The 20,744-nt window shown below is 57.5% G+C and carries 14 protein-coding genes; 8 read left to right on the plus strand and 6 right to left on the minus strand.

Annotated elements, in window-relative coordinates; genetic code table 11:
• Positions 1–5 precede the first annotated feature (5 nt).
• Both C5L39_RS00965 and C5L39_RS00970 read left to right on the plus strand, forming a co-directional pair.
• Positions 6–1,229: a porin PorA family protein gene (locus C5L39_RS00965; protein ID WP_123047020.1), complete on the plus strand. Its 1,224-nt coding sequence runs from the start codon at positions 6–8 to the stop codon at positions 1,227–1,229.
• A gap of 29 nt (positions 1,230–1,258) precedes the next feature.
• On the plus strand, positions 1,259–2,692 hold the full coding sequence (locus C5L39_RS00970) for an MmpA family trehalose lipid delivery protein (protein WP_484028998.1): 1,434 nt from the start codon (positions 1,259–1,261) through the stop codon (positions 2,690–2,692).
• On the opposite strand, the gene C5L39_RS00975 is transcribed toward C5L39_RS00970, so the two are convergent.
• Positions 2,628–3,782 carry a glycosyltransferase family 4 protein gene (locus C5L39_RS00975; protein WP_123047022.1) on the minus strand — a complete coding sequence of 385 codons (1,155 nt, stop codon included), beginning with the start codon at positions 3,780–3,782 and terminating at the stop codon, positions 2,628–2,630. The two genes, C5L39_RS00970 and C5L39_RS00975, sit on opposite strands and share 65 nt — an antisense overlap.
• Before the next feature lie 42 nt (positions 3,783–3,824).
• On the opposite strand from C5L39_RS00975, the gene C5L39_RS00980 reads away from it, so the two are divergent.
• Complete coding sequence (locus C5L39_RS00980) at positions 3,825–4,592, plus strand: class I SAM-dependent methyltransferase (RefSeq protein ID WP_197714691.1); 768 nt, start codon at positions 3,825–3,827, stop codon at positions 4,590–4,592.
• Positions 4,593–4,828: 236 nt separating this feature from the next.
• Here the strand turns inward: C5L39_RS00980 and C5L39_RS00985 are convergent, their stop codons facing one another.
• The 3 genes from C5L39_RS00985 to C5L39_RS00995 form a co-directional block, all read right to left on the minus strand.
• Complete coding sequence (locus C5L39_RS00985) at positions 4,829–6,658, minus strand: phosphoenolpyruvate carboxykinase (GTP) (protein ID WP_123047024.1); 1,830 nt, start codon at positions 6,656–6,658, stop codon at positions 4,829–4,831.
• 118 nt (positions 6,659–6,776) lie between these two features.
• Positions 6,777–7,187 carry a DUF6802 family protein gene (locus tag C5L39_RS00990; RefSeq protein WP_123047025.1) on the minus strand — a complete coding sequence of 137 codons (411 nt, stop codon included), beginning with the start codon at positions 7,185–7,187 and terminating at the stop codon, positions 6,777–6,779.
• A gap of 17 nt (positions 7,188–7,204) precedes the next feature.
• Positions 7,205–8,440: a hypothetical protein gene (locus tag C5L39_RS00995; RefSeq protein WP_123047026.1), complete on the minus strand. Its 1,236-nt coding sequence runs from the start codon at positions 8,438–8,440 to the stop codon at positions 7,205–7,207.
• Positions 8,441–8,570: 130 nt separating this feature from the next.
• Here C5L39_RS00995 and trmB point away from each other — a divergent pair, with 130 nt between their 5' ends.
• Genes trmB through C5L39_RS01020 form a run of 5 tightly spaced genes read left to right on the plus strand, consistent with a single transcriptional unit; the run spans position 8,571 to position 13,920 of the window.
• A complete protein-coding gene (gene trmB / locus C5L39_RS01000) occupies positions 8,571–9,380 on the plus strand; it encodes a tRNA (guanosine(46)-N7)-methyltransferase TrmB (protein ID WP_123047027.1) in 810 nt (269 codons plus the stop codon).
• A gap of 24 nt (positions 9,381–9,404) precedes the next feature.
• Positions 9,405–10,082 carry an NYN domain-containing protein gene (locus C5L39_RS01005; RefSeq protein ID WP_123047028.1) on the plus strand — a complete coding sequence of 226 codons (678 nt, stop codon included), beginning with the start codon at positions 9,405–9,407 and terminating at the stop codon, positions 10,080–10,082.
• 24 nt (positions 10,083–10,106) lie between these two features.
• Positions 10,107–12,443, plus strand: a complete 2,337-nt coding sequence (locus tag C5L39_RS01010; protein ID WP_123047029.1) for an MMPL family transporter — start codon at positions 10,107–10,109, stop codon at positions 12,441–12,443.
• 15 nt (positions 12,444–12,458) lie between these two features.
• Positions 12,459–13,526, plus strand: a complete 1,068-nt coding sequence (locus C5L39_RS01015; protein ID WP_123047030.1) for a lysylphosphatidylglycerol synthase transmembrane domain-containing protein — start codon at positions 12,459–12,461, stop codon at positions 13,524–13,526.
• 10 nt (positions 13,527–13,536) lie between these two features.
• Positions 13,537–13,920 carry a DUF3054 domain-containing protein gene (locus tag C5L39_RS01020; protein ID WP_123047031.1) on the plus strand — a complete coding sequence of 128 codons (384 nt, stop codon included), beginning with the start codon at positions 13,537–13,539 and terminating at the stop codon, positions 13,918–13,920.
• A 254-nt stretch (positions 13,921–14,174) separates the two neighbouring features.
• Here the strand turns inward: C5L39_RS01020 and C5L39_RS01025 are convergent, their stop codons facing one another.
• Both C5L39_RS01025 and pks13 read right to left on the minus strand, forming a co-directional pair.
• Positions 14,175–15,725, minus strand: coding sequence for an acyl-CoA carboxylase subunit beta (locus tag C5L39_RS01025; RefSeq protein WP_123047032.1), 1,551 nt, complete (start codon positions 15,723–15,725; stop codon positions 14,175–14,177).
• 26 nt (positions 15,726–15,751) lie between these two features.
• Positions 15,752–20,635 (minus strand): polyketide synthase Pks13, encoded by a 4,884-nt coding sequence (gene pks13, locus C5L39_RS01030; RefSeq protein ID WP_123047110.1) that lies wholly within the window; start codon positions 20,633–20,635, stop codon positions 15,752–15,754.
• Positions 20,636–20,744 lie beyond the last annotated feature (109 nt).

Below are 20,744 nucleotides of genomic sequence, written 5' to 3' on the forward strand. Positions count from 1 at the left end.
CAGCCGTGATTTCATTCCCTGGCACATGGGCCCGTCGACAACGGTCGATTGTCATATTGTTGGTGCTCGCGGCCCTAGCGTTTATGGCTGGTTCTTTCATCCCGCCTTTGCTGATCTGGTCCATTAAACCGATCCCGGCCGGGGTCTCTGCAGAGTTCCACACTGAGCCCGCATACACGGTAGCGGTGGATCCCAGCGCGCTAGAAAATAGGACCGCGTCCGAGGCCAATCTTGACCGACCAGAATGTCGCGATACTGCCTTCAAAGACCTACCGTTTTCTTGCTTAGTCACCGAGGGAGAATCCTTCCAGACTCGGATCACCACTACCAGCCAGACAGCAGATGACGAAGAGATCAACGTGGATTCGGTTATCAAAGCCAATGTATTCGGCTACGAGGTTGCCGAGTTTCAAGATCACGTCCGGTTGGAAAGCCGCTCCGCCTACCCAGTAGCTGAACCTGCCAGCAGCCTCACCATGTCTATTCCCGGGGTGCCCTCCGGCATAGAATCAGAGCTGTTTGTCCGAGAAGGCCTGCAGTATTTCTTTCCTTTCACCCTAGAACGACGTTCTTATGAATTTTTCGACGTTCTGGCCCAAGAGCCGGTGGCCTTGGATTATGTCGGCGAGACCAATCGCAATGGTCATGATGCCTATGAATTCCACCAGACCATCACTGCAGTATCTACCCGAGAAGCCGCCGCCCGTGCCTTCTTACAGCCCACCAGCATCACTAGTCCGCAGCTAGCTTCCGGAGAAGTGCTCTTCAACCAACTATCGGTGGAACAACAAGATCTCATTTCGGGCTACACGTTCTCGGGTCCGGCTAGCCGTTTCTATTCCGAAGAAGAACTCGAAAGATTCGACTATGGAGTCGAAGACACCGTAGTGGTTGAACCGTTCTATTCCGTCAGCCGCACGGTCTGGGTGGAGCCCAGCTCCGGTATCATCCTCGATGGCACAGAGAATCGACATGTCTATCTCGCCGCCGATGTACAAGAAGCCGAAGCGCTCGCTTTCGATCCCTCCCGTGCGCACGCCTTATATCTCGGCGAGAACACCTGGGATCAGCAGACTCTAGACATCCAACGGGCTGCTGCCGATGAAGTAGTCGGCGAGCTGCGGGCCTTGCAGATCTTTTCCTATCTCGCCAAAGCTCTGGCATTTCTCCTGATTCTCGGCACAGTGACGCTAATTCTGCGCAACCGCACACAACAGGCCGCGTCCTGATTCGCACCCGAAGATGGGCGATTCCTTGGCTGTGGTCCGCCCTGCTCATGGTTGCGCTTCTCTGGCCACTGTTTTCGCCCGGACAGCTAGCCCTGCGAGACATGCTGGTTCTCGATCAGCCAGCATTGACTCCCTCCGCCTTGGGCTGGGGAGATTTGCCCGCTCGTAATGCTCCCCAAGATGGGTTGCTGGGGCTGATCGGAATGGCGATTCCTGCTTCCTGGGCTGCCCGAGCGCTTATCGTCTTCGGGGCATTGGCAGGTGCAGGCGGTGCCATCTGGCTATCTCGCGTGGTTGGCGGTGGACTAGTAGGGACACTCGCCGCCGTGACAATAGTGCTTTGGAATCCCTTTGTCGTCGAACGGCTCCTGCAAGGACATTGGTCCCTCGTGATCGCTGGTTGGCTGCTCCCATTGATCGCGGCAGCCGGACTATCCGGTCGCACCTGGGTTATGTGGCTGGGTATGTGGGCAGCTTCGTTAACGCCAACCGGAGCGATTTTGGCCCTTCTCACTGGAGTGATCGTTTCTCGTGCCCGCCGAGGCTGGACACTAGCAATCGGGGTGTTGGCCTGCTTGCCTTGGATTATCCCCGGTCTGACTAATCCTGCCTCAGGCTTATCGACGTCCGCTTCAATCAGCGCCTTCGCCCCACGTGCGGAAGCCCACGTGGGCACCCTTGGAGCTTTGCTTGGCTTGGGCGGAATCTGGAACGCCGATGCGGTACCAGCATCCCGAGAAACTGGTGGGTTTGCCCTTGCTGGAATCTTGTTGTTTGCCGTTCTCATGTTGGGGGTGCGACGGGTCCCACTGCCGCTATTGGGTCTGGCAGCACTCGGAATTGGTGGCGCTGTTTTTGTCTGGTTGGCACCCGGCGCGATGGGTTGGGTGGTCGAGACGATCCCCGGTACCGGGCTTTTTCGGGATGCTGGAAAGTTGGTTGTCCTCGCATTACCTGCCTATGCCGCGTTGGCAGCATCGCTGCGCCCATCACTGGCAGCGGTGGCACTCGCGTTGGCCCTATTGCAGATTCCCGATGCGCCTAGCGCGCTGCAACAGCTAGCTCCAACTCAGCTCGAGGTCGACGAAGAACTAGTGTCGTTGGCCAATGGGCGGGATGTCTTGCTCGTGGATACCCCCACACTGACGCTTCGCCCCGATGGTCTGCCTATTCTCGACCCGCATGCCAAAGCACTGTCATTAGTGGAATCAGGAGTGCTGGTCGTCGACGGAGTGGTCGTAGATCCGCCTTCAGAAAGATGGGTCCAGGCTAATCAGGCTTGGACTGAGCGAGATTTGGCAAAGCTCGCCGACTTGGAGGTCGGGGCCATCGTCGATAACGATCAGTTTACCGAGACTACGGCCGAGTCACGCTCAGTACGGACTGGGCTGTTTCTCCTCATTGGTTGGTTGTTGATCCCGGTGGCACTGTTGACTGCTCGGTGGTTGCGGCGACATCGTTGAGTAATTTTTCGAACCGGGCTCCAGTAGTTGCCCAAGAAAATTCAGAGCTCCATTGTTTGGCCGCAGTTGCCATCTGCGAACGCAGAGATGAGTCATCTAATAGTCGCTGCGTGAGTGATACCAGTTCTGTGGCATCCTCAGCGAGCAATCCAGTTTCCCCATTCCGGATGGAATCGCGCAGCCCACCTGCGGTGAGATAACCAATAGTAGGCACCCCATGTTGGGCAGCCTCCATCACTGCCAATCCCCACCCTTCTTTCTGCGAAGGCATGAGATGAATAGTGGCTCTGGCTAACAAAGAATGCTTGTAGTCCTCGGTGACTTGGCCGTGAAAAATAACCTGGTCAGTGATCCCTAGCTCAGTGGCATATTCTCGGAGCTGATCCTCCCACCAGCCGGAACCAATGATGTCGAGCACCAGATTGCGGCTAGGAGATAGCTCTAGGAGCACATCCATGGCGTGTTCTAACTGCTTATGCGGCACCAACCGAGACAAGGTGACCAGATGCATGGCCGCGTCGTCATCAAGCCGCGGTAGATGAGCAGGAACCGGATCAAGCCCGTTTTCAATGATCTGAATATCACTCGCTCGGATCCCCAGATCCACCAAATCCTCCTTGGAAGAACTCGAAACCGTGACATAGGGCGCACCCCGATAGACCCGAGGAGCTATTTGAGATTCGAGAAACCAACCGAGCTGAGCAATGGCAGGTCCAGCTACTGGCCACTGCTCACGGTGGCAATGATGAGTCAATAACACCGTGGGCGCCCCGGAAACCAACCTGGCGTAAAACGGGATGCCATTTTGGGTATCAACCACCACGTCGATATTCCCCAAGGTGCCAATACCCATCCGACCCAGCGCAATCCCCACCCAGGCCTTGGGATAGACCGTGTATTTTCCTCCACTGCGAGAGAATCGCACCCCCTTGCGCGTCGATCGCCTGGGCGCATCCGTGTGTCCTGCGGTGCGGTAGACGACCTCATGACCACGATCGGCCAAGTATTCACCAACCCGCTCAAGGTAGCGTTCCGAGCCGCCACCCTGCGGATGAGTGGAATCGCGCCAACACAACAGAAGGATCTTCATGACTTCACCAGCCTACCTGTGAGCGCATGGCACGATAGAGCAATGTCGTCTTTAACCCGAGGTCGAGCCAGTCTTTCCCGTTCGCTCACCCTATTAAGATCGATCAGCCACGAGCAATCCGAGCCCGAGCTGTTCTATCGCCCCTTGGCTGAGGACACCGCAGACCTGTTGACGTCTCTTTCTTTGGACCTACTGGGAAAGGACCTCGATGGAGCAAAAGTACTGGATGTCGGCGGCGGACCAGGCTATTTCGCTGAGGCTTTTGGTACGCGAGAGGCAAGCTATATCCCGGTCGAGCCGGATGTCGGGGAAATGGCGGCGGCCGGGATCAATGTCCCGGGATCAATACGCGGATCGGGAATGTCATTGCCCATACGCAATGATGCCTTTGATCTCGTCTACTCCTCCAATGTCGCCGAGCACGTCGATCAGCCATGGGTGATGGGCGAGGAAATGCTACGAGTCACCCGCCCTGGTGGTCTAATGATCCTGAGCTACACCATCTGGCTGGGACCTTTCGGCGGGCATGAGACTGGCCTATGGGAACACTATGTCGGCGGTGGCTTCGCCCGTGATCGCTATCACCGAAAACATGGCTATCCGCCAAAGAACGTGTTCGGTGAATCGTTGTTCGATGTCTCCTGCGCAGAAGGCCTCAAGTGGGCGAATTCCGTGCAAGACCGTGGACTAGCCGAGGTCTCGTTAGCGTTTCCCCGGTATCACCCAGCATGGGCCTGGTGGTTGGTGCGAGTGCCCATCGTGCGCGAATTCTTGGTATCCAACTTGGTGATCGTGTTGCGCAAGAGATAGCTCGGTAGTGGAGAATGTGTTCCTGATTAGTCGCGACCTAGCTAGAGGCGTATTTTCTCCCACCCACTAAATTGCTGAACAGGGAAAATACGTCTTCACCCACCACACCTTGGTGAGAAAATACGTGTCTCCACCCTGCGAGCCCCGACAGCCAACCTTTCAAAACAAAAATCCGCCTCCCCGAACCATTATTGGTTCGAAAAGGCGGATTAATCAGCCAAGCATCAGCCAAGCAATTAGGCCTTGCCAGCTTCAATGCGCTCGCGGAGTTTGCCCAGCTGTGCATGCAGCTCAGCCGGAACCCGCGGGCCAAGGAACTCCAAGTATTCTTCGCCGGAAACTAGGTCAGTGACCCAGCTCTCTGCGGGCGCGGTCAAGGATTCCTTGACATCCTCGATCGGGGTATCAAGACCGGTCAGGTCCAGGTCTTCCGCACGGGCGGTGTAACCGACGACGGTCTCGTCAGCCTCAACCTTGCCTTCGATGCGGTCGATGACCCACTTGAGCACGCGAGAGTTGTCACCGAAACCGGGCCACAGGAAGCGGCCGTCTTCGCCACGGCGGAACCAGTTGACCAGGAAGATCGGAGGCATCCGGTCTCCACCGGTGTTGCCCATGTCGATCCAGTGCTGGAGGTAATCGCCGGCGTTGTAGCCGATGAAGGGCAGCATTGCCATCGGGTCATGGCGCAGGGATCCGACCTTGGCCTCTGCAGAAGCAGCAGTCTGGCCGGAGGAGAGGGTGGCACCGATCATCGTGCCGTGCTCCCAGTTGAAGGACTGAGAAACCAGCGGGACGGTGTCGGGACGACGTCCGCCGAAGAGGATGGCGTCAATCTTGACACCCTTCCAGTCATCGAACTCCGGAGCGGCAACCGGGCACTGCTCGATCGGCACGCAGTAGCGGGAGTTCGGGTGAGCTGCCTTGACACCAGACTCTGGTGTCCAGTCGTTGCCCAACCAGTCGATGAGGTGAGCGGGCTTCTCGCCGTCCATGTCCTCCCACCAAATGTCACCGTCATCGGTCAGCGCGACGTTGGTGAACAGGGTGTTTCCGGCTTCCATGGTGGTCATGGCGATCGGGTTGGAAGCGTAGTTGGTACCCGGCGCGACGCCGAAGAAACCATCTTCCGGGTTGACGGCATAGAGGCCGTCTTCGCGTAGCTTCAGCCAAGCGATGTCATCTCCGACGACCTCGGCGCTCCAGCCCTCGATGGTCGGGGTGATCATCGCGAGGTTGGTCTTACCGCAAGCAGAGGGGAAAGCTGCAGCAATGTGGTAGGCCTGTCCCTCCGGGGAGGTGAGCTTCAGGATGAGCATGTGCTCAGCCATCCAGCCTTCTTCCTTAGCCATAACCGAGGCGATACGCAGTGCGTAGCACTTCTTGGCCAGGATGGCGTTTCCGCCGTAACCGGAACCGTAGGACCAGATTTCCTTGGTGTCCGGGAACTGAGTGATGTACTTAGTGTCATTGCACGGCCAGGTGGTGTCTTCCTCACCCGGCTCCAGCGGAGCGCCAACGGAGTGAAGCGCGTGGACGAAATCGCCATCAGTGCCAATCTTGGCGAGCGCTTCGGAGCCCATGCGGGTCATAATCGCCATCGACAAAACGACATAGGCAGAGTCGGTCAGCTGAACGCCCAGCTTGGGGTCCGGATCACTGATCGGTCCCATGCAGAAAGGAACGACATACATGGTGCGGCCCTTCATGGCGCCACGGAAGACCTCGGTCATCTCGGCCTTCATGTCCGCCGGTGCGACCCAGTTATTGGTCGGGCCAGCGTCCTCCTCGTTATCGGAGCAAATGAAGGTACGGGATTCGACGCGGGCAACATCGTCCGGGTTGGAGCGTGCGAGGAAGCTATTGGGACGCTTTTCCTCGTTGAGCTTAATGAGCGTTCCAGCTTCAACCAGCTCCGAGGTCAGTCGCTCCCACTCTTCTTGTGAGCCATCAGCGAAGACGACCGCCTCCGGCTGGAAGAGCTCAACCGCCTCAGCGATCCAGGAAAGGAGCTTTTCATTGTCGGTGGGGGCGGGGCCTACCAGGCCCTTGATGGCGGTGGTCATGTGTTCTCCTGACATGTACGTCACTCGGCAGAGTCTCTACTACCTAGGTTATCTGTTCGACAGGCCCACTGATGGACTGTTGAATATTCAATTCTGGCACTGGTAATGACCAGCTACCTTATCCTTGCTCAATTCGACGCCACGTGCAGTTTTGTTGAGATTTGCCACTTTCATTTGCCCCTATTTCGGGGGTGAGAGAAGAGCTCAGACCCCAATCCAAAACCTCAGGGGCTCCTTGCTTCTCACTTTCCCCTCCCTCTAGCCCCCAAGCTGCCCGATGAGGATCGGCGGAATAGACCTCGTAGCGACCGTCATGATGAACGGTGGAGATATGGTCGATCTCACCGTCATCGTCGAGGTCGGCAAAAACGGTCATCCCACCGCCGTCGACCAGAGTCACGGCTTCGCCCGATTGCCCGTCTAGGATCCAATCCTGCGATCCAGTGCTAAACCGAAGCCCATCGCTGGAGACCACACCTTCTGGGCCAATTTCTGCAAGTCCGTGCAGACTCAGCAACCAATCATCCATCCTGCCTCCTCACCATGTCAGTCCTGCACGCCAGCCAACTCACGCCTTAGCCAGGCAGAGGGCCCGTCGCGTTCACCCCAGGACACTCCACCACTACTGCGGATACGTACGATTTCGTGGTCGAGCCACTTCAAACGAGCTTCTCGACGCCCCCTTATCCAACGCATCCATCCAACCGTTGCGGCCAGTGCTGCTCCAACCAGCACTGCAATCACTTCATTGATCGGCCACAGCGCTCGCGCAGAAGCTGTTCCGGTCAATGCGGCCAAGAGCAACGGCGACATGATCGGACCTGAGGGCAACTCCGTTCCGGGGGAATCCACTCCCTGCTCGCCCACAAGCTCAGCCAAGCCGCTAGCGGCACCCGAGAAGTCTGTTGTAGCTAGAGTGCGCAGCTCCACTAAGCGAGCGTCGAGTAGCGAGATTCTGCGACGATGAAGCCGTTCAGCTGCCTGGTACCAGGCTCCCGGACGCGGTATCGGCAGTTGGTCCCCTCGCGGATGCGAGAGCACCTGCCCTAGCACCTCAGCTAATTCAGCACCGGGATGGACTACCCTCCCGGATACCCCTGGCGGAAGCGGAGCAGTAGAAATCAAACGTCCAGCCCGCCGAGCAGCATCAACCAACGTGGGCGCATCTGAAGCTACCCAGCCCCGGCTGGGAGCAAGTGCAATCACCACATCCACTTCGGCTCCATCGACAACTTCTACGCCCTCAAGTTCAGCAGAAAGATGACCGCAAGCAGCTGCATCCGGTCCGATGATTGCCACCTGAGCCAGCCTCTCGGGAGGAGCAAGTGCCGGCCCGGCTATCGCTCTCAGCTGTTGCGCGACTTCCGGGTGCTTCAACGCCAGCGAATGTAGTTGCCCCACTAATATCCTGCCTCGTGCAACCAGAAGATCCCCACCAGCCAGTCGCGTTGCCACCAGTTGGCGAGACTGCTCCCCTAGATCTGGGACCACGATCACCAGTGCAGGACCAGCGCAAATACGTGAACGCATGAGCGCAGTCACCGGCCCAGAATGAACCAGCACAACCACATCTGCCCCCTGGTTCAATCCTGGCCAGGCAACTGCAACCTCTCGATATCCCCAATCTGGCAGCGGCACTGAAACAGTCAACGTGCAGGCGCCAACTCGAGGGTCTCCAGTGAGCTCACTGAGCACTCGGCGCAAGCCAATTCCAACCGGACAGCCGAAATCTCTGGCATGCGCCCAATCAGCGGCATCAACAAAGAGCTTCGGCGTATCCACGACCCACCCCTCCCCCAAGGTCCGGTTCTCAGTTCAGGATGTCCCAGGAGAGCAGTTCCCGCAACAGGAAACCCAAATATAAGAGGTGTAATATTGAACTTTCCCCACTGTGGGGGAAGAATAAGAAGTGATGTCTATTTCTGATTTTTCCAATACCCCCATTTCTTCTCCAGAGCCAAGCCCAGAGCAAACCCCCCTAGGGGATCTGCCTGCGGGTCGACCTCTGCAGACCAACTTCGACGACGACCGCGAATACCCTCGCTTGGGCACGGTGAGCTTCCGCCGTGGAACGCTCACTGAGAACCAAGAAAAGCGCTGGGATGAGCACTGGCCACAACTGGGCAAAGTTCTCAGCGATGAGCCGATAGACCTAGATACCTGGTTTGGCAGGAAAGATGCTCCGACGATCGTAGAGATCGGATCGGGCACTGGCACTTCCACCGCCGCCATGGCTCCGTTAGAAGCCGACACCAACATCATCGCTGTCGAACTCTATAAACCCGGTCTAGCCAAGCTGCTCGGCTCGATCCTGCGCGAAGACCTCGACAATATTCGCATGATCCGCGGAGATGGCGTCGAGGTGCTTGCTCGGATGCTCGGTCCGGCTTCACTTGACGGAGTGCGGATCTTTTTCCCCGATCCTTGGCCGAAAGCACGTCACCATAAGCGCCGTCTGATCCAGTCCGGCACTTTGCACTTGATCGCTTCCCGGCTCAAACCTGGCGGGGTACTGCATGTAGCCACCGATCACGCCGATTATGCACAATGGATCTCTGAATTAGTCGATGTAGAACCTCTGTTGGAATACCACGACTGGCCTTGGCAAGACTGCCCTCAGCTGGTCGACCGTCAGGTCATCACCAAATTCGAAGGCAAGGGGCTAGACAAGTCCCATGTCATCACCGAATTCCTCTGGCAGCGCTCACAAGAGCCGGCCTAAAATTCTATTAAGAAGCGAGACTCTGTGAGCGACCTGCACGAATACACCCATCACTACGACGGAGCACCTGCCAGCAGCCCAGACAGCCTCCTCTTGGTCTGGGATGCCCCCAACCTTGATATGGGACTAGGTTCCATTCTGGGCGGGCGTCCGACCGCTGCTTATCGCCCGCGCTTCGATGCCATCGGCCGATGGCTTTTGGGTCGAGCTGGAATGCTCTCCCACACCGCTGGCACCCACGTCGAAGCCGAAGCTACCGTGTTCACCAACGTCACCCAGGGTGGCGCTGATGTGATCCGCCCCTGGGTCGAAGCACTGCGGAACGTCGGTTTTGCGGTTTTTGCCAAGCCCAAAACCGACGAGGACTCTGACGTCGATCCGGACATGCTCACCCATATTCGCCGTCGCCACAGCGAAGGTGTACTCAAGGGCTTAGTTATTGCGTCTGCTGATGGTCAGAACTTCAAAGAGATCATCGACGAACTCATTGCCGAAGGACTACCCGTCACCGTCATCGGCTTCCACGAGCACGCCGCTTGGGCGGTTGCCTCTGAGACCATCAATTTCATTGATCTCGAGGAAATCCCCAATGTGTTCCGCGAGCCGCTACCGCGCATCAGCCTCGATTCCCTACCTGACCACGGTGCGTGGCTCCAGCCTTTCCGCCCACTGTCCGCGCTGCTGTCGGGACGCGGCCACTAACTCGCCTGAGGAAAGGGAGACGCTATGTTCCACAAGTGGGGAAATTTTTCCTACCAGCACCGGCGCATCGTGCCGTTGCTCATCATCGCGGCCATCTTGGTTCTCTACGTGCTCTTCGGTCTACGACTCGGCGAGCGAATGAGCCAGGAAGGCTGGGATGATCCTGGATCAGCCTCCACCGCAGCTGCTGCCATCGAGCTCGAGACCTTCGGGCGCGATAACAACGGTGACGTCATCCTCTTGTTTGAGACGGAAGCAGCGTCAGGGCAGACCCTCAATGACCCAGTGATTTTCGAATCTCTGGCTACCCACTTGGATCAGCTAGAGGCAACCTATCCCGATCAGATCGACACCGTCACCAGCTATTTCAACACTCGTAACGTACAACTAATCAACGACGATGGCACCCAAGCTTTTGCCTCGATTGGTCTCAGCGGCGATGGCGAACAAACTCTGAAGGACTTCCGGGAGGTCAAAGACTCACTGGTTCCTGAGAATCCACCGGAGGGAGTAACCACTCAGATTGGTGGCGCGACCGCTGTGGCTGATGCCCTCGATGAAGGCATGGCTGGCGACATCGTTCGCGCTGAGGTCGTTGCCCTGCCAGTGGTGGCACTGCTATTGCTAGTGGTCTTCGGCTCAGTCGTCGCGGCTTTTATGCCTTTGATCGTGGGAGTTCTTTCGATCGCTGGATCACTAGGCATCCTGTCGGTTCTGGCCGGGGTAACCCAGGTCAACGTCTTCGCCCAATCCGTGGTCACCTTGCTTGGGCTGGGCTTGGCCATCGATTATGGATTGTTCATGGTCTCGCGATTCCGTGAGGAACTCGACCGCGGTAAAGAAGTAAAAGATGCGGTTATCACCACCACATCTACCGCAGGCAAGACTGTGGTCTTTTCCGCCGCGATGGTAGCGGTAGCTCTCTCTGGACTCCTGGTGTTCCCGCAGGCATTCCTCAAATCAGTTGCCTATGGAGCGATCTCCGCGGTGGCCTTGGCAGCATTGCTGTCGGTAACGGTACTGCCAGCTCTATTTGGACTCCTTGGCCGCAATATAGACAAGTGGTCTATCCGGAAGACCAAGCGCACCGCCAGGCGGCTGGAAGACACTCTCTGGTTCCGGATACCTGCGTGGTCTATGCGTCACGCCAAGCTGGTCACGGTGGTAGTCGCAGGTGTGCTCATCGCGCTAACCATCCCGCTGACTGGGGTGAAATTCGGAGGTATCAACGAGACATACCTTCCGCCGGATAACGAGACTCGCGTCGCGCAGGATGAGTTCAATGACAGCTTCCCGGCTTTCCGTACCGAACCGGTCAAGTTGGTAGTCACTGACGCCACCGAAACTCAATTGGTCGATATCTACGTTCAAACCCGCGATATCGAGGGCTTGTCCTCACCCTTCTCCCCAGACTCCGGCACAGTAGATGGCACTACGGTGCTCTCTGCTGGAATCGCCGACCGAGACTACAACGAAGAAGTCATCGACCAACTACGCGCCCTCGATATCCCCGAAGGGGTCAATGTCTACATCGGCGGCACCCCCGCCATGGAGATCGAGTCAATTGAGGCACTCCTCGAGAAGCTGCCGTGGATGGCGCTCTATATTGTCATCGCAACATTCTTGCTTATGGCAGCTGTCTTTGGCTCGTTGATCTTGCCCGCGAAGGCGGTCATTATGACAGTCCTCGGACTCGGTGCCACCTTGGGTATTCTCACCGCCATCTTCGTCAGCGGAGTCGGCGCGGACCTGTTCAACTTCACTCCAGGTCCGTTGATGTCTCCGGTGCTGGTCCTGATCGTGGCTATCGTCTACGGACTGTCCACCGACTATGAAGTGTTCCTCGTCTCTCGGATGGTCGAAGCCAGAGACCGAGGAGAAAGTACCGACGATGCCATCAAGTACGGCACTGCCAGAACCGGATCGATCATCACCGCCGCTGCCCTGATCATGATCGTGGTAGCCGGAGCATTCGCTTTCTCAGAGATCGTCATGATGAAATACATTGCCTTCGGCATGATCGCTGCGTTAGCAATCGATGCGACCATCATTCGTATGATGCTCGTGCCCGCAGTCATGCACCTATTGCAAGATGACAACTGGTGGGCACCACCATTGGTGCGCAAGATTTACCACAAGCTCGGCCACAGCGAGACCCCTGCGCCAACTGCAAAGGAAAGCGACGTCGATAAGCATCCCGAAGACGCTGAGCTACTGATTGACTCCGCCATCGTCGTGGATGAGGAAGAGGCGGCACGCAGTGGCCGCAGCACACGCGATGATGATGAGCTGATTCCTTTCGCCGAGTTAATGCGCAGACTGCAATCGGATGAGGACAACCCTCGGCAGCTGGGACGGTAGCCGCGAGTGCAGGTAATGAAACGGGCGCTCATCAACCCTTGGACAAGGTGGCTTGCGCCACTGGCAGTCCTCGCGGCACTCGGAATGTTCTTCCGTGATGAGCTTCCGTTTCTAGGAGAAGGAATAGGTCGCCTCTCCGATATGCATCTGCCAGGAGTGGCGCTAGCCGTAGCCACCGCTAGCGCCTCACTGCTGGCAATGGCCGAAGTCATGCGCCTGCTTATACGAGCAGGTGGAACCTCCGTAGCGTTGACGGAAACCACCGCCATTACCTTGGCATCAAACTCATGGTCCACCACGTTGCCTGGCGGGCCTGCATTTTCCGCAATCTTGACCTATCGAGTCCAACGCGGCTGGGGCGCCAGCGCCATCCTCTGCGGCTGGTTTTTCGTGCTTTCCTCCGCGTTGTCGACCATGTGGCTGGTGCTCATCGGAGCTTCAGCAGTGTTTTTCCTCGGTGCTCAGGTCAGTGTTAGCTCACTGTTGGTGACTCTGGTGGCCACCGTTCTATTGTCTTGGGCGGTGTACTGGGCGACCAATAATCCGCGCTGGATCGAGCGGTGGGCACGCGCTTTAGTGCCCAAGTTCAACCGAATACTCCGCCGGCGTCGAGAAGCTGGGCTCGAAACAGTCATCGGACAGATCCGGCAGTTGAACTCGGTGAAGATGTCACCGCAACGATTCTTCGCCAGCGCAGGATGGTCATTAGCCAACCGGCTATTAGATGCTCTGACCATCTGGGCCAGCATCTGGGCGGTCACTGGCGAGCTTCCCTGGTTGGAGGCCTCGCCTGAGCACACCACGATCATGGGCGTATTGCTGGTCTATGCCTCTGCGAAAATTGCAGGTTCCGCCCAAATAACACCCGGCGGGCTCGGGACCGTAGATGCTGCCATCTTCACCGCGCTAGTTGCCTCCGGGCTGACCGCGGTCAACGCTACTGGGGTCGCGTTGCTCTACCGGCTGATCTCCTTTGTGCTGGCAGCGACAGTCGGCTGGGTGGTCTATTTCCTGTACTACGCTCGTCGTGGGCTCAAGGCTAGAGATCCCCTACCCGATGAACAACCAGTAGCTGACCGCTAGAATCAGTGGCATGAACAGGTATTCCGCTCTTGCCGCCGATGTCGTCGCCATCACCATCTTTGCGTTTTTGGCCCGAGTGGCCCACCAAACCGAAGAGATGCCGCTCAATGTTTCCGGCTGGCTCAGTACCCTCTGGCCGTTCTTGATCGGAGTCGCCGTGGCCTGGATGATCATCGTCTTGGCGCACTGGGATGGAGCCCAACTGGCGCCTGCGGGTGTATTAGCTTGGGCCATCACTGCGGTGACCGGTTTGGCAATCTGGGGGCTGCGCAATGGAGAATTCCCACATTGGTCCTTCATCATCGTGGCCACAGTAATGTCCGGGCTGTTGATGCTCGGATGGCGGATAGTAGCGAGATTTGTCATTCGCGCTAAATCCACCGCGATTGCCTGAGCCTAGCCACAGAAACTAATGGCGCCGGCCGCCCCGATAACTGGGGTGGCCGGCGCCATTGCTCTTTCTGACTGAGCTTTAGCTGCTCATGCTGCTAACAGTGAAAGAAATTTGGTTGATGATCATGAAGAAGTAGTTGATGATATCCCCGGAAAGATCGATTGCGGTGCTCAGCATATTTTATTGCTCCTTAAGAATGAATTTTCCAGATTTATGACTTGTACCAACTACATCGATGGCGAAAGGTAATTGCGTTACATCGGCATAATGGTGTGCTTCTTCGGCAGATCCTGCTCTTGTTTATCCGCCAACTGACGTACCGCTCGACGAAGCGCCAGTCGGGTATCCCGCGGCTGGATCATCGCATCGAGATAGCCACGCTCGGCGGCAACATAAGGACTAGTCATGTTCTCGTCATAGAAGTCCATGAATAGTTTCTTGAGGTAGCCACGCTGTTCCGGCGGAGCCGCTGCGAGCTGCTTTCCCTGAATCATCACTACCGCCGCTGCTGAACCCATGACAGCGATTTGGGCGGTAGGCCAAGCCAAGTTGATATCACCGCTGAGGTTTTTCGAACCCATCACGGCATATGCTCCGCCATAGGCCTTACGCACGATGAGCGTGATTTTAGGGACAGTCGATTCCACGACGGCAAAGGCCAGCTTGGCTCCGCGGTGAATCAGACCGGCGCGTTCTTGATCAACGCCTGGCAGGTAGCCCGGGGTATCGACCACAAAGACCAACGGAATGTTATAGGCATCGCAGATACGAACAAACCGTGCGCCTTTATCAGCGGCGTCGGCATCAATACAGCCGGCGAAGTGCATTGGGTTATTGGCAACGAAGCCAACGGCGCGACCATCAATTCGACCAAAGGCAGTGATCAAGTTCGGTGCGTAGTTTGCCTGGATCTCCACCAGCTGGGAATCATCTCCGAGCAAAACCAGCAGGTCAAGCATGTCATAGCCCGCGTTGGAGTCATTGGGCATAAACAGGTCGAGTTCTTCTGCCTCAGAGATCTCTTCATCACTGGGCGCATCGAAAACCGGCGCCGGGTCGTAGCACGTCAGTGGAAGGTGATCGAGCAAGTCCCGCACAAAGTCGAAGGCTTCATCTTCGCTAGCAACCACCGCGGAGATATTGCCATTGAGCTCCTGTTGGCGGGCCCCGCCCAGTTCAGCAGAGGTGACATCCTCGCCAGTGACTTCGCGGATCACTGCAGGACCAGTGACATACATTTCGGTCTGCCCATCGACGGCAATGACGAAGTCAGTGGTCACTGGAGCATAGACCGCGCCACCAGCAGATTTGCCCAGCATGATCGAAATCTGGGGGCTACGTCCAGAAAGCGGCAGCTGCCGACGCGAGATCTCCGAGTACATGGCCAAGGAGGTCACTGCATCTTGGATTCGGGCGCCACCAGAGTCTTGGATGCCGATGACCGGGCACCCAATCTTGATCGCCATCTCCATGACCTCGACAACTTTACGGCCAAAAGCCTCGCCGACGGAGCCGCCGTAGACGGATTTATCGTGAGCATAGATAGCCACCGGACGGCCATCGATATGCCCATAACCGGTGACTACGCCGTCAGAATAGACTGCATCCGGATTGCCGGGAGTTTTTGCTAAAGCGCCAACTTCGACAAAGCTCCCTTCATCCAGGAGCGCACTAATTCGCTGTCGAGGCGTTGTTCGTCCCTCTTCATCACGGCGTAGCCGAGCGCGTTCACTGCCTGGATCTTGCGCTTTGTCCAAGCGGACACGCAGATCGGCTAGCCTGCTCGCCGTCGAGCTCTCAGTCACTGATCACCACTGCCTTCACTAGTACTTCAGCTGTCTAAGCTCTTGATGCGCTTGGTCATGTGCGCACCAACCACGCCGATGGCCGGTTCGTCGGGAACCGCTAGGTGGTCACCGGAGAGCTGAATGATATCCAGTTGATCAACGATAGCCGACCAGCCACCGTCTGGGTCAATCTCAGCGTAGCGGGGTTCTAGCTCAATGGCACCAGCATGCATCCGCTCAGCTCGGAAAAGTAGGACCGGCACATCTACCGCTGCCCAGCGAGCAAAATCTAGCTTGTCCAGAATCCGATTGTCCACGAAGCTGGCACGCTGGTGTTCAAGGACACCTGCTGCCAAACCGTGCTCGGAGGCGTCGGTAGTAGCAAGGAATTGCTCAAGCATGCCGAGCATCGCTTCTTCTCCGGCGGTCTCTAGCAGTTCGAATGGCACCGGGAAATCGAGACCGTAGGTGCGCTTGGCGAAGGCGCTGTAGCGCTCCCACCGCGCTTTGGTCTCTTCCAGGGTGTCCGGCACAGGTTCAGAAGGCTGAGCGGTATCGAGCAGTGCAATGAACGAAACTTCAACATCAGTACCCAGTAGCTGATAGGCAACCTCATAGGCGAGAGCGCCACCAAAGGACCAGCCACCGAGGACTACCGGTTGCCCGGCTGCGTATTCACGAATCTCATCGAGATAGGCGGCGGCACGATCTTCGAGGCTGCCTTCTAGCCGTTCCACACCATAGACTGGGACATCTTCCGGTAGGCGGCGCATGAGTGGTTGGTAGACCACTGTCGAGGAACCTGCTGGGTGGAAAAGAAACACGCTCGGGCTAGTAGATCCCGCAGGCCGGGCGCGCAGGACGCGAATATTGCCCTCGACTTCGGTCTCAAGTCCCTCGCGGACCAGGTTGGCCAGCGGCTCGAGAGTTTCGGCTTCCATGACCTGCACAGCAGTGATGGCTAATCCGGAACGCTCGCTCAAGCGCTCAGCGATCTTCGTCGCGATATCACTATCGATGGTCGCCAGTCGGCTGGTTACTCCAGCTGCGGCTTTGCCAGTGATAGAAGCCCAAGCGGCGAAAACCAAGCGCTCGGAGGCATCACGAGGTGCAACACCAACTCCTTCAGCTGACTCAGTATCGTCACCGGAGGTGTTGGCAGACGTCTGCAGGGCTGGAGCGATCGTGGTCTCGGTGTTCCCGCTGCTCTCGGAGGCGGGCGCACCCTGCTCCAGCGAAACTCCGCTTTCGGCTTCCTTCTGTGTGACAGCTTCTTCAACGAGCGTGACGACATCGGCTACCGAGGCGTCGCGAAGCGCTTGGACCTGCAACGGCGGAATCTGGAAATCATTTTCCACCCGATTCTTAATGCGCATACCCATGAGGGAATCCAGGCCTAAATCGATCAACGGCAGTTCGCCGGGCAGATCATCGACGTCATATCCCATCGACTCTGAGACGATGGCGCGCAGGCGTTCTTCAATGCTCTCGCCAGAAGAGCGCGACCAGCGTAGCGATTCGACTTCGAGATCCTCATCCGCGAAGAATCCACCGATGGAGGGCTCGACCACCGCGGAGGGCTGAGGTGATTGCACACCGGGCGAAATCTGTTGGGCGCCCAGGCCCAGTGAGCTGGCGAAGCCTTCTGCCAGCAGGCTGGAGGCGTTATTGCCATCAATATGGTGCACTGCGATCGCTAGGCCACCAATGGTTCGAGTCGCAACCGTGGTGATCTCGCCTTGGGCCGGCAGCATGGCATGTTCTTCGGCCGCAACCAGCTGGGAGTTCGGTTCAACGACCTCAGCCGCGCGCTCAAGCAACGCTAGCGCGGAGGGAATTTGATCGGCGTTAGTTGTGAATGCTGACACGCCGCCGGGTAGGTTGACCCGAGTACCCGGCAGGCTCGCGGTGTGGTTGCTCGAAGGTCGAGCATTGGTCCAGTATTGCTGATGCTTCCATGTGGTCACCGGCGCGGATAGAACTGGCCCGTCACCATAGACGGCAGAGAAGTCCACCTGATCGCCACTGGTGTAGAGCTTGGCTAACAACTCGCGCACTGAGTCTGAAACGTTGACCTTGCGCTTGAGTACGAACAGCAATTGAGCGTCCGGTTTGCCAACGCTAAAGGCAGTATTAATCATCCCCATCATTGCCACGGGGTTTGGGGAAATCTCCACCAAAGTGTTGTGGCCGTGAGCAAAGGCGACCTCGATGGCATCTTGGAAGTACACCGGCTGACGGGTCATGCGCAACCAGTAGTCGGTGTCGTGAACTGTAGTACCAGGCTCATGGGCCAGCCCGCGGTCTACCGATGAGAACAACCGAATCTGCAGCGGTTGTGGGGAGATACCTGCGGTCTCGAATCCGAGCTCGCCGAGTAGCGGCTCCACAGCGCTGGTGTGCCCAGCGCCCTTAACGTTGAGCAGTCTGGCGAACTTGCTCTCTGCCTCAAGCTTTTCGACGAGCGCGGTAACCGCCTCTCGAGGACCTCCCACGGTGGTCATTCCCGGACCTGCGTACACCGCAGGTTCAATTCCCGCGAACTTCTCATCGTGCTCGCCGAGTGCGGCCAACTCTTCGGTAGACAGCTCAACCACAGCCATGGCACCAAGTTGGTCTTCTGGCAGGGATTTTTCGCCTTCGCCCATCAACCGAGCGCGGTGGCAAGCAATCTGTAGGCAATCCTCTGCGCTAAGGCCACCGGCTGCGTAGGCAGCGGCGATCTCACCCATCGACATACCAACTACTGCTGCGGGCCGAACCCCGAAGCTGGCTAGGAGGTCAGTCAATGCGATTTGGATCGCGGTGATGGCTACCTGTGCAGTTTCAGTGTCATAAGTCTGCGCATCATCCCGAACCAGTTCAAGCACCGACCAACCAACCTCGCGGTCGATAAATACGTCCAGCTCGGTCATCCGATCCAAAAACAGCGGGGAAATCTCAATCAGATCTTTGGCCATCTTGCGGTGCTGAGAACCGAAACCGGAGTAGACAAAGACCGGACCAACAGCAGCTGGAGCATCCGCGACATCAATGCCGACGGAGACTTTGCCCTCGGCTACTTGGCGCAGACGACGGACAGCGTCAACAGTGTTGGTTGCGCTGATCACAGCACGGGAGCGGCCATGGTTACGCCGAGCGAGGGAACGCGCTAGCGGGACCAAATCGGTGTCCTCGCGTCCCTCGAGGAAATCGGCTACATCTGCGGCCGCTTGGCGACGTCGCGAAGGCAGCATCCCCGAGATCGGCAGCGCCACGGCATTCGGCTGTTCTGGGTCAACCAACTGTGCCGGGTGGGATACCGCCTGGATCTCATAATCGGCCGGATCATACGAAGATACGACCACATGAGCGTTGGTACCGCCGAAGCCGAAACCGGAGACGCCAGCGAGCTTGCGCCCGGAGTACTCCGGCCATTCACGCGGATCTTCAACCATTTCCAAGTGCTCAGCATCGAAGTCAATATAGCGGTTGGGCGACTCGAAATTCGGGGACGGCGGAATCACACCATGCGACATAGCCTGGACAACCTTGATCAGGCCGGCAGCGCCCGCAGCGGACTCAGAATGTCCGATGTTCGACTTCGCGGAACCCAACAAAGTCGGATTCTTTGCTTCGCGGCCAGCACCTAGGACCTCACCGAGCGCGGTGGCTTCGATGGGATCACCGAGGATGGTTCCGGTTCCGTGGGCCTCGACATAATCGACTTCCGAAGGATCCAGTCCAGCATCAGCGTAAGCACGATTGAGGACATCAATCTGGGCTTCCGGATTCGGCGCGGTCAACCCGTTGGAGTGCCCATCAGAGTTGACTGCTGAGCCCTTAATGACCGCAAGAATCTCATCACCATCGGCGACTGCATCATCCACCCGCTTGAGGATGAGCACTCCGGCACCATCGGAACGCACGATCCCGTCAGCCTCATCAGAGAAAGCGTGGATATGGCCACTCGGGCTCAGTACTCCGAGATCACCAAAGGCAGTGGAGACAAACGGGGAAGCAAGAACATTAACGCCACCGGCGACGGCAACATCGGAATCGCCCTCCCGCAGAGAACGTACCGCCTGGTGAACTGCCACCAGGGAGGAGGAACAAGCGGTATCCAAAGACACAGAAGGACCGCGGAAGTCGAAAGCATAGGAAATACGGTTGGGAATAATGGAGCTAGCGGTACCAGTCAAGGCATAGGGGTGTGCCTCCGCTGGGTCCGAAGAAATAAGCATGGCGTAGTCATTGTTCGATGAGCCGAGGAACACCCCGACAGGTGCGCCACGCAGATCACTGGGAGCCAAATGGGCAGCTTCCAGCGCTTCCCAGGTGATCTCAAGCATGATGCGCTGTTGCGGGTCCATGTTCGCAGCCTCGATCGGCGAAAGACCAAAAAACTCAGCATCAAAAGAAGCGAGATCATCGAGATAGCCACCAGCCAAGTTCTGCTCTGCCATCTTGGCGGACAACACATCATCACCGGCGTATTCGGACCAACGCCCGATCGGCAACGGGCCGGTGCCATCGCGGCCCTCGACCAGCATGGCCCAGTATTCCGACAAGTCTCCGGCACCGGGGAACCGACCGCTCATTCCGACGACCGCGATGTCGTGGGTACCTGGAGAAGATGCAGAGGCGGAATACCTACTACGAGATCGGGTGCGCTCACGAGTGACGGGCTCGCCATCGATCAGCCGTTGAGCGAGCGCATCGATGGTGGGGTACTCGTAAGTAATGGTGGCATCGAGTTGCACACCTAAGAGGTTTTCTAATTCGCCGGAAAGCACAACGGCATCGCGGGAGGATAATCCAAAGTTCTCCAACGGCTTGGAGCCAGTGACTTCTTCAGCTGGCAGGCCGGTGGTAGAGACGATCCAGTCACGAAGCCACCCCCGCAGTTGCTCGACGGTCATCGGCGCGGTGGGCTGGCTCTCATTCATGGAAACTGACATCCTTCTAAACTACGGCGGATCGGGTCCATCCTCCTAGTGGAGGAGGAAGGTGGCTAACACGAGGTCTATCGCCGGTTCGCGCCTCAATGTGACACCC

Source organism: Corynebacterium alimapuense (assembly GCF_003716585.1).
Lineage (GTDB): Bacteria > Actinomycetota > Actinomycetes > Mycobacteriales > Mycobacteriaceae > Corynebacterium > Corynebacterium alimapuense.

Coding starts and splice junctions, on each gene's coding strand:
- C5L39_RS01020 (WP_123047031.1), top strand. CDS start 13,537: ATGAACAGGTATTCCGCTCTTGCCGCCGATGTCGTCGCCATCACCATC.
- pks13 (WP_123047110.1), bottom strand. CDS start 20,635: ATGAATGAGAGCCAGCCCACCGCGCCGATGACCGTCGAGCAACTGCGG.
- trmB (WP_123047027.1), top strand. CDS start 8,571: ATGTCTATTTCTGATTTTTCCAATACCCCCATTTCTTCTCCAGAGCCA.
- C5L39_RS00985 (WP_123047024.1), bottom strand. CDS start 6,658: ATGACCACCGCCATCAAGGGCCTGGTAGGCCCCGCCCCCACCGACAAT.
- C5L39_RS01010 (WP_123047029.1), top strand. CDS start 10,107: ATGTTCCACAAGTGGGGAAATTTTTCCTACCAGCACCGGCGCATCGTG.
- C5L39_RS01015 (WP_123047030.1), top strand. CDS start 12,459: ATGAAACGGGCGCTCATCAACCCTTGGACAAGGTGGCTTGCGCCACTG.
- C5L39_RS00980 (WP_197714691.1), top strand. CDS start 3,825: ATGTCGTCTTTAACCCGAGGTCGAGCCAGTCTTTCCCGTTCGCTCACC.
- C5L39_RS00990 (WP_123047025.1), bottom strand. CDS start 7,187: ATGGATGATTGGTTGCTGAGTCTGCACGGACTTGCAGAAATTGGCCCA.
- C5L39_RS00975 (WP_123047022.1), bottom strand. CDS start 3,782: ATGAAGATCCTTCTGTTGTGTTGGCGCGATTCCACTCATCCGCAGGGT.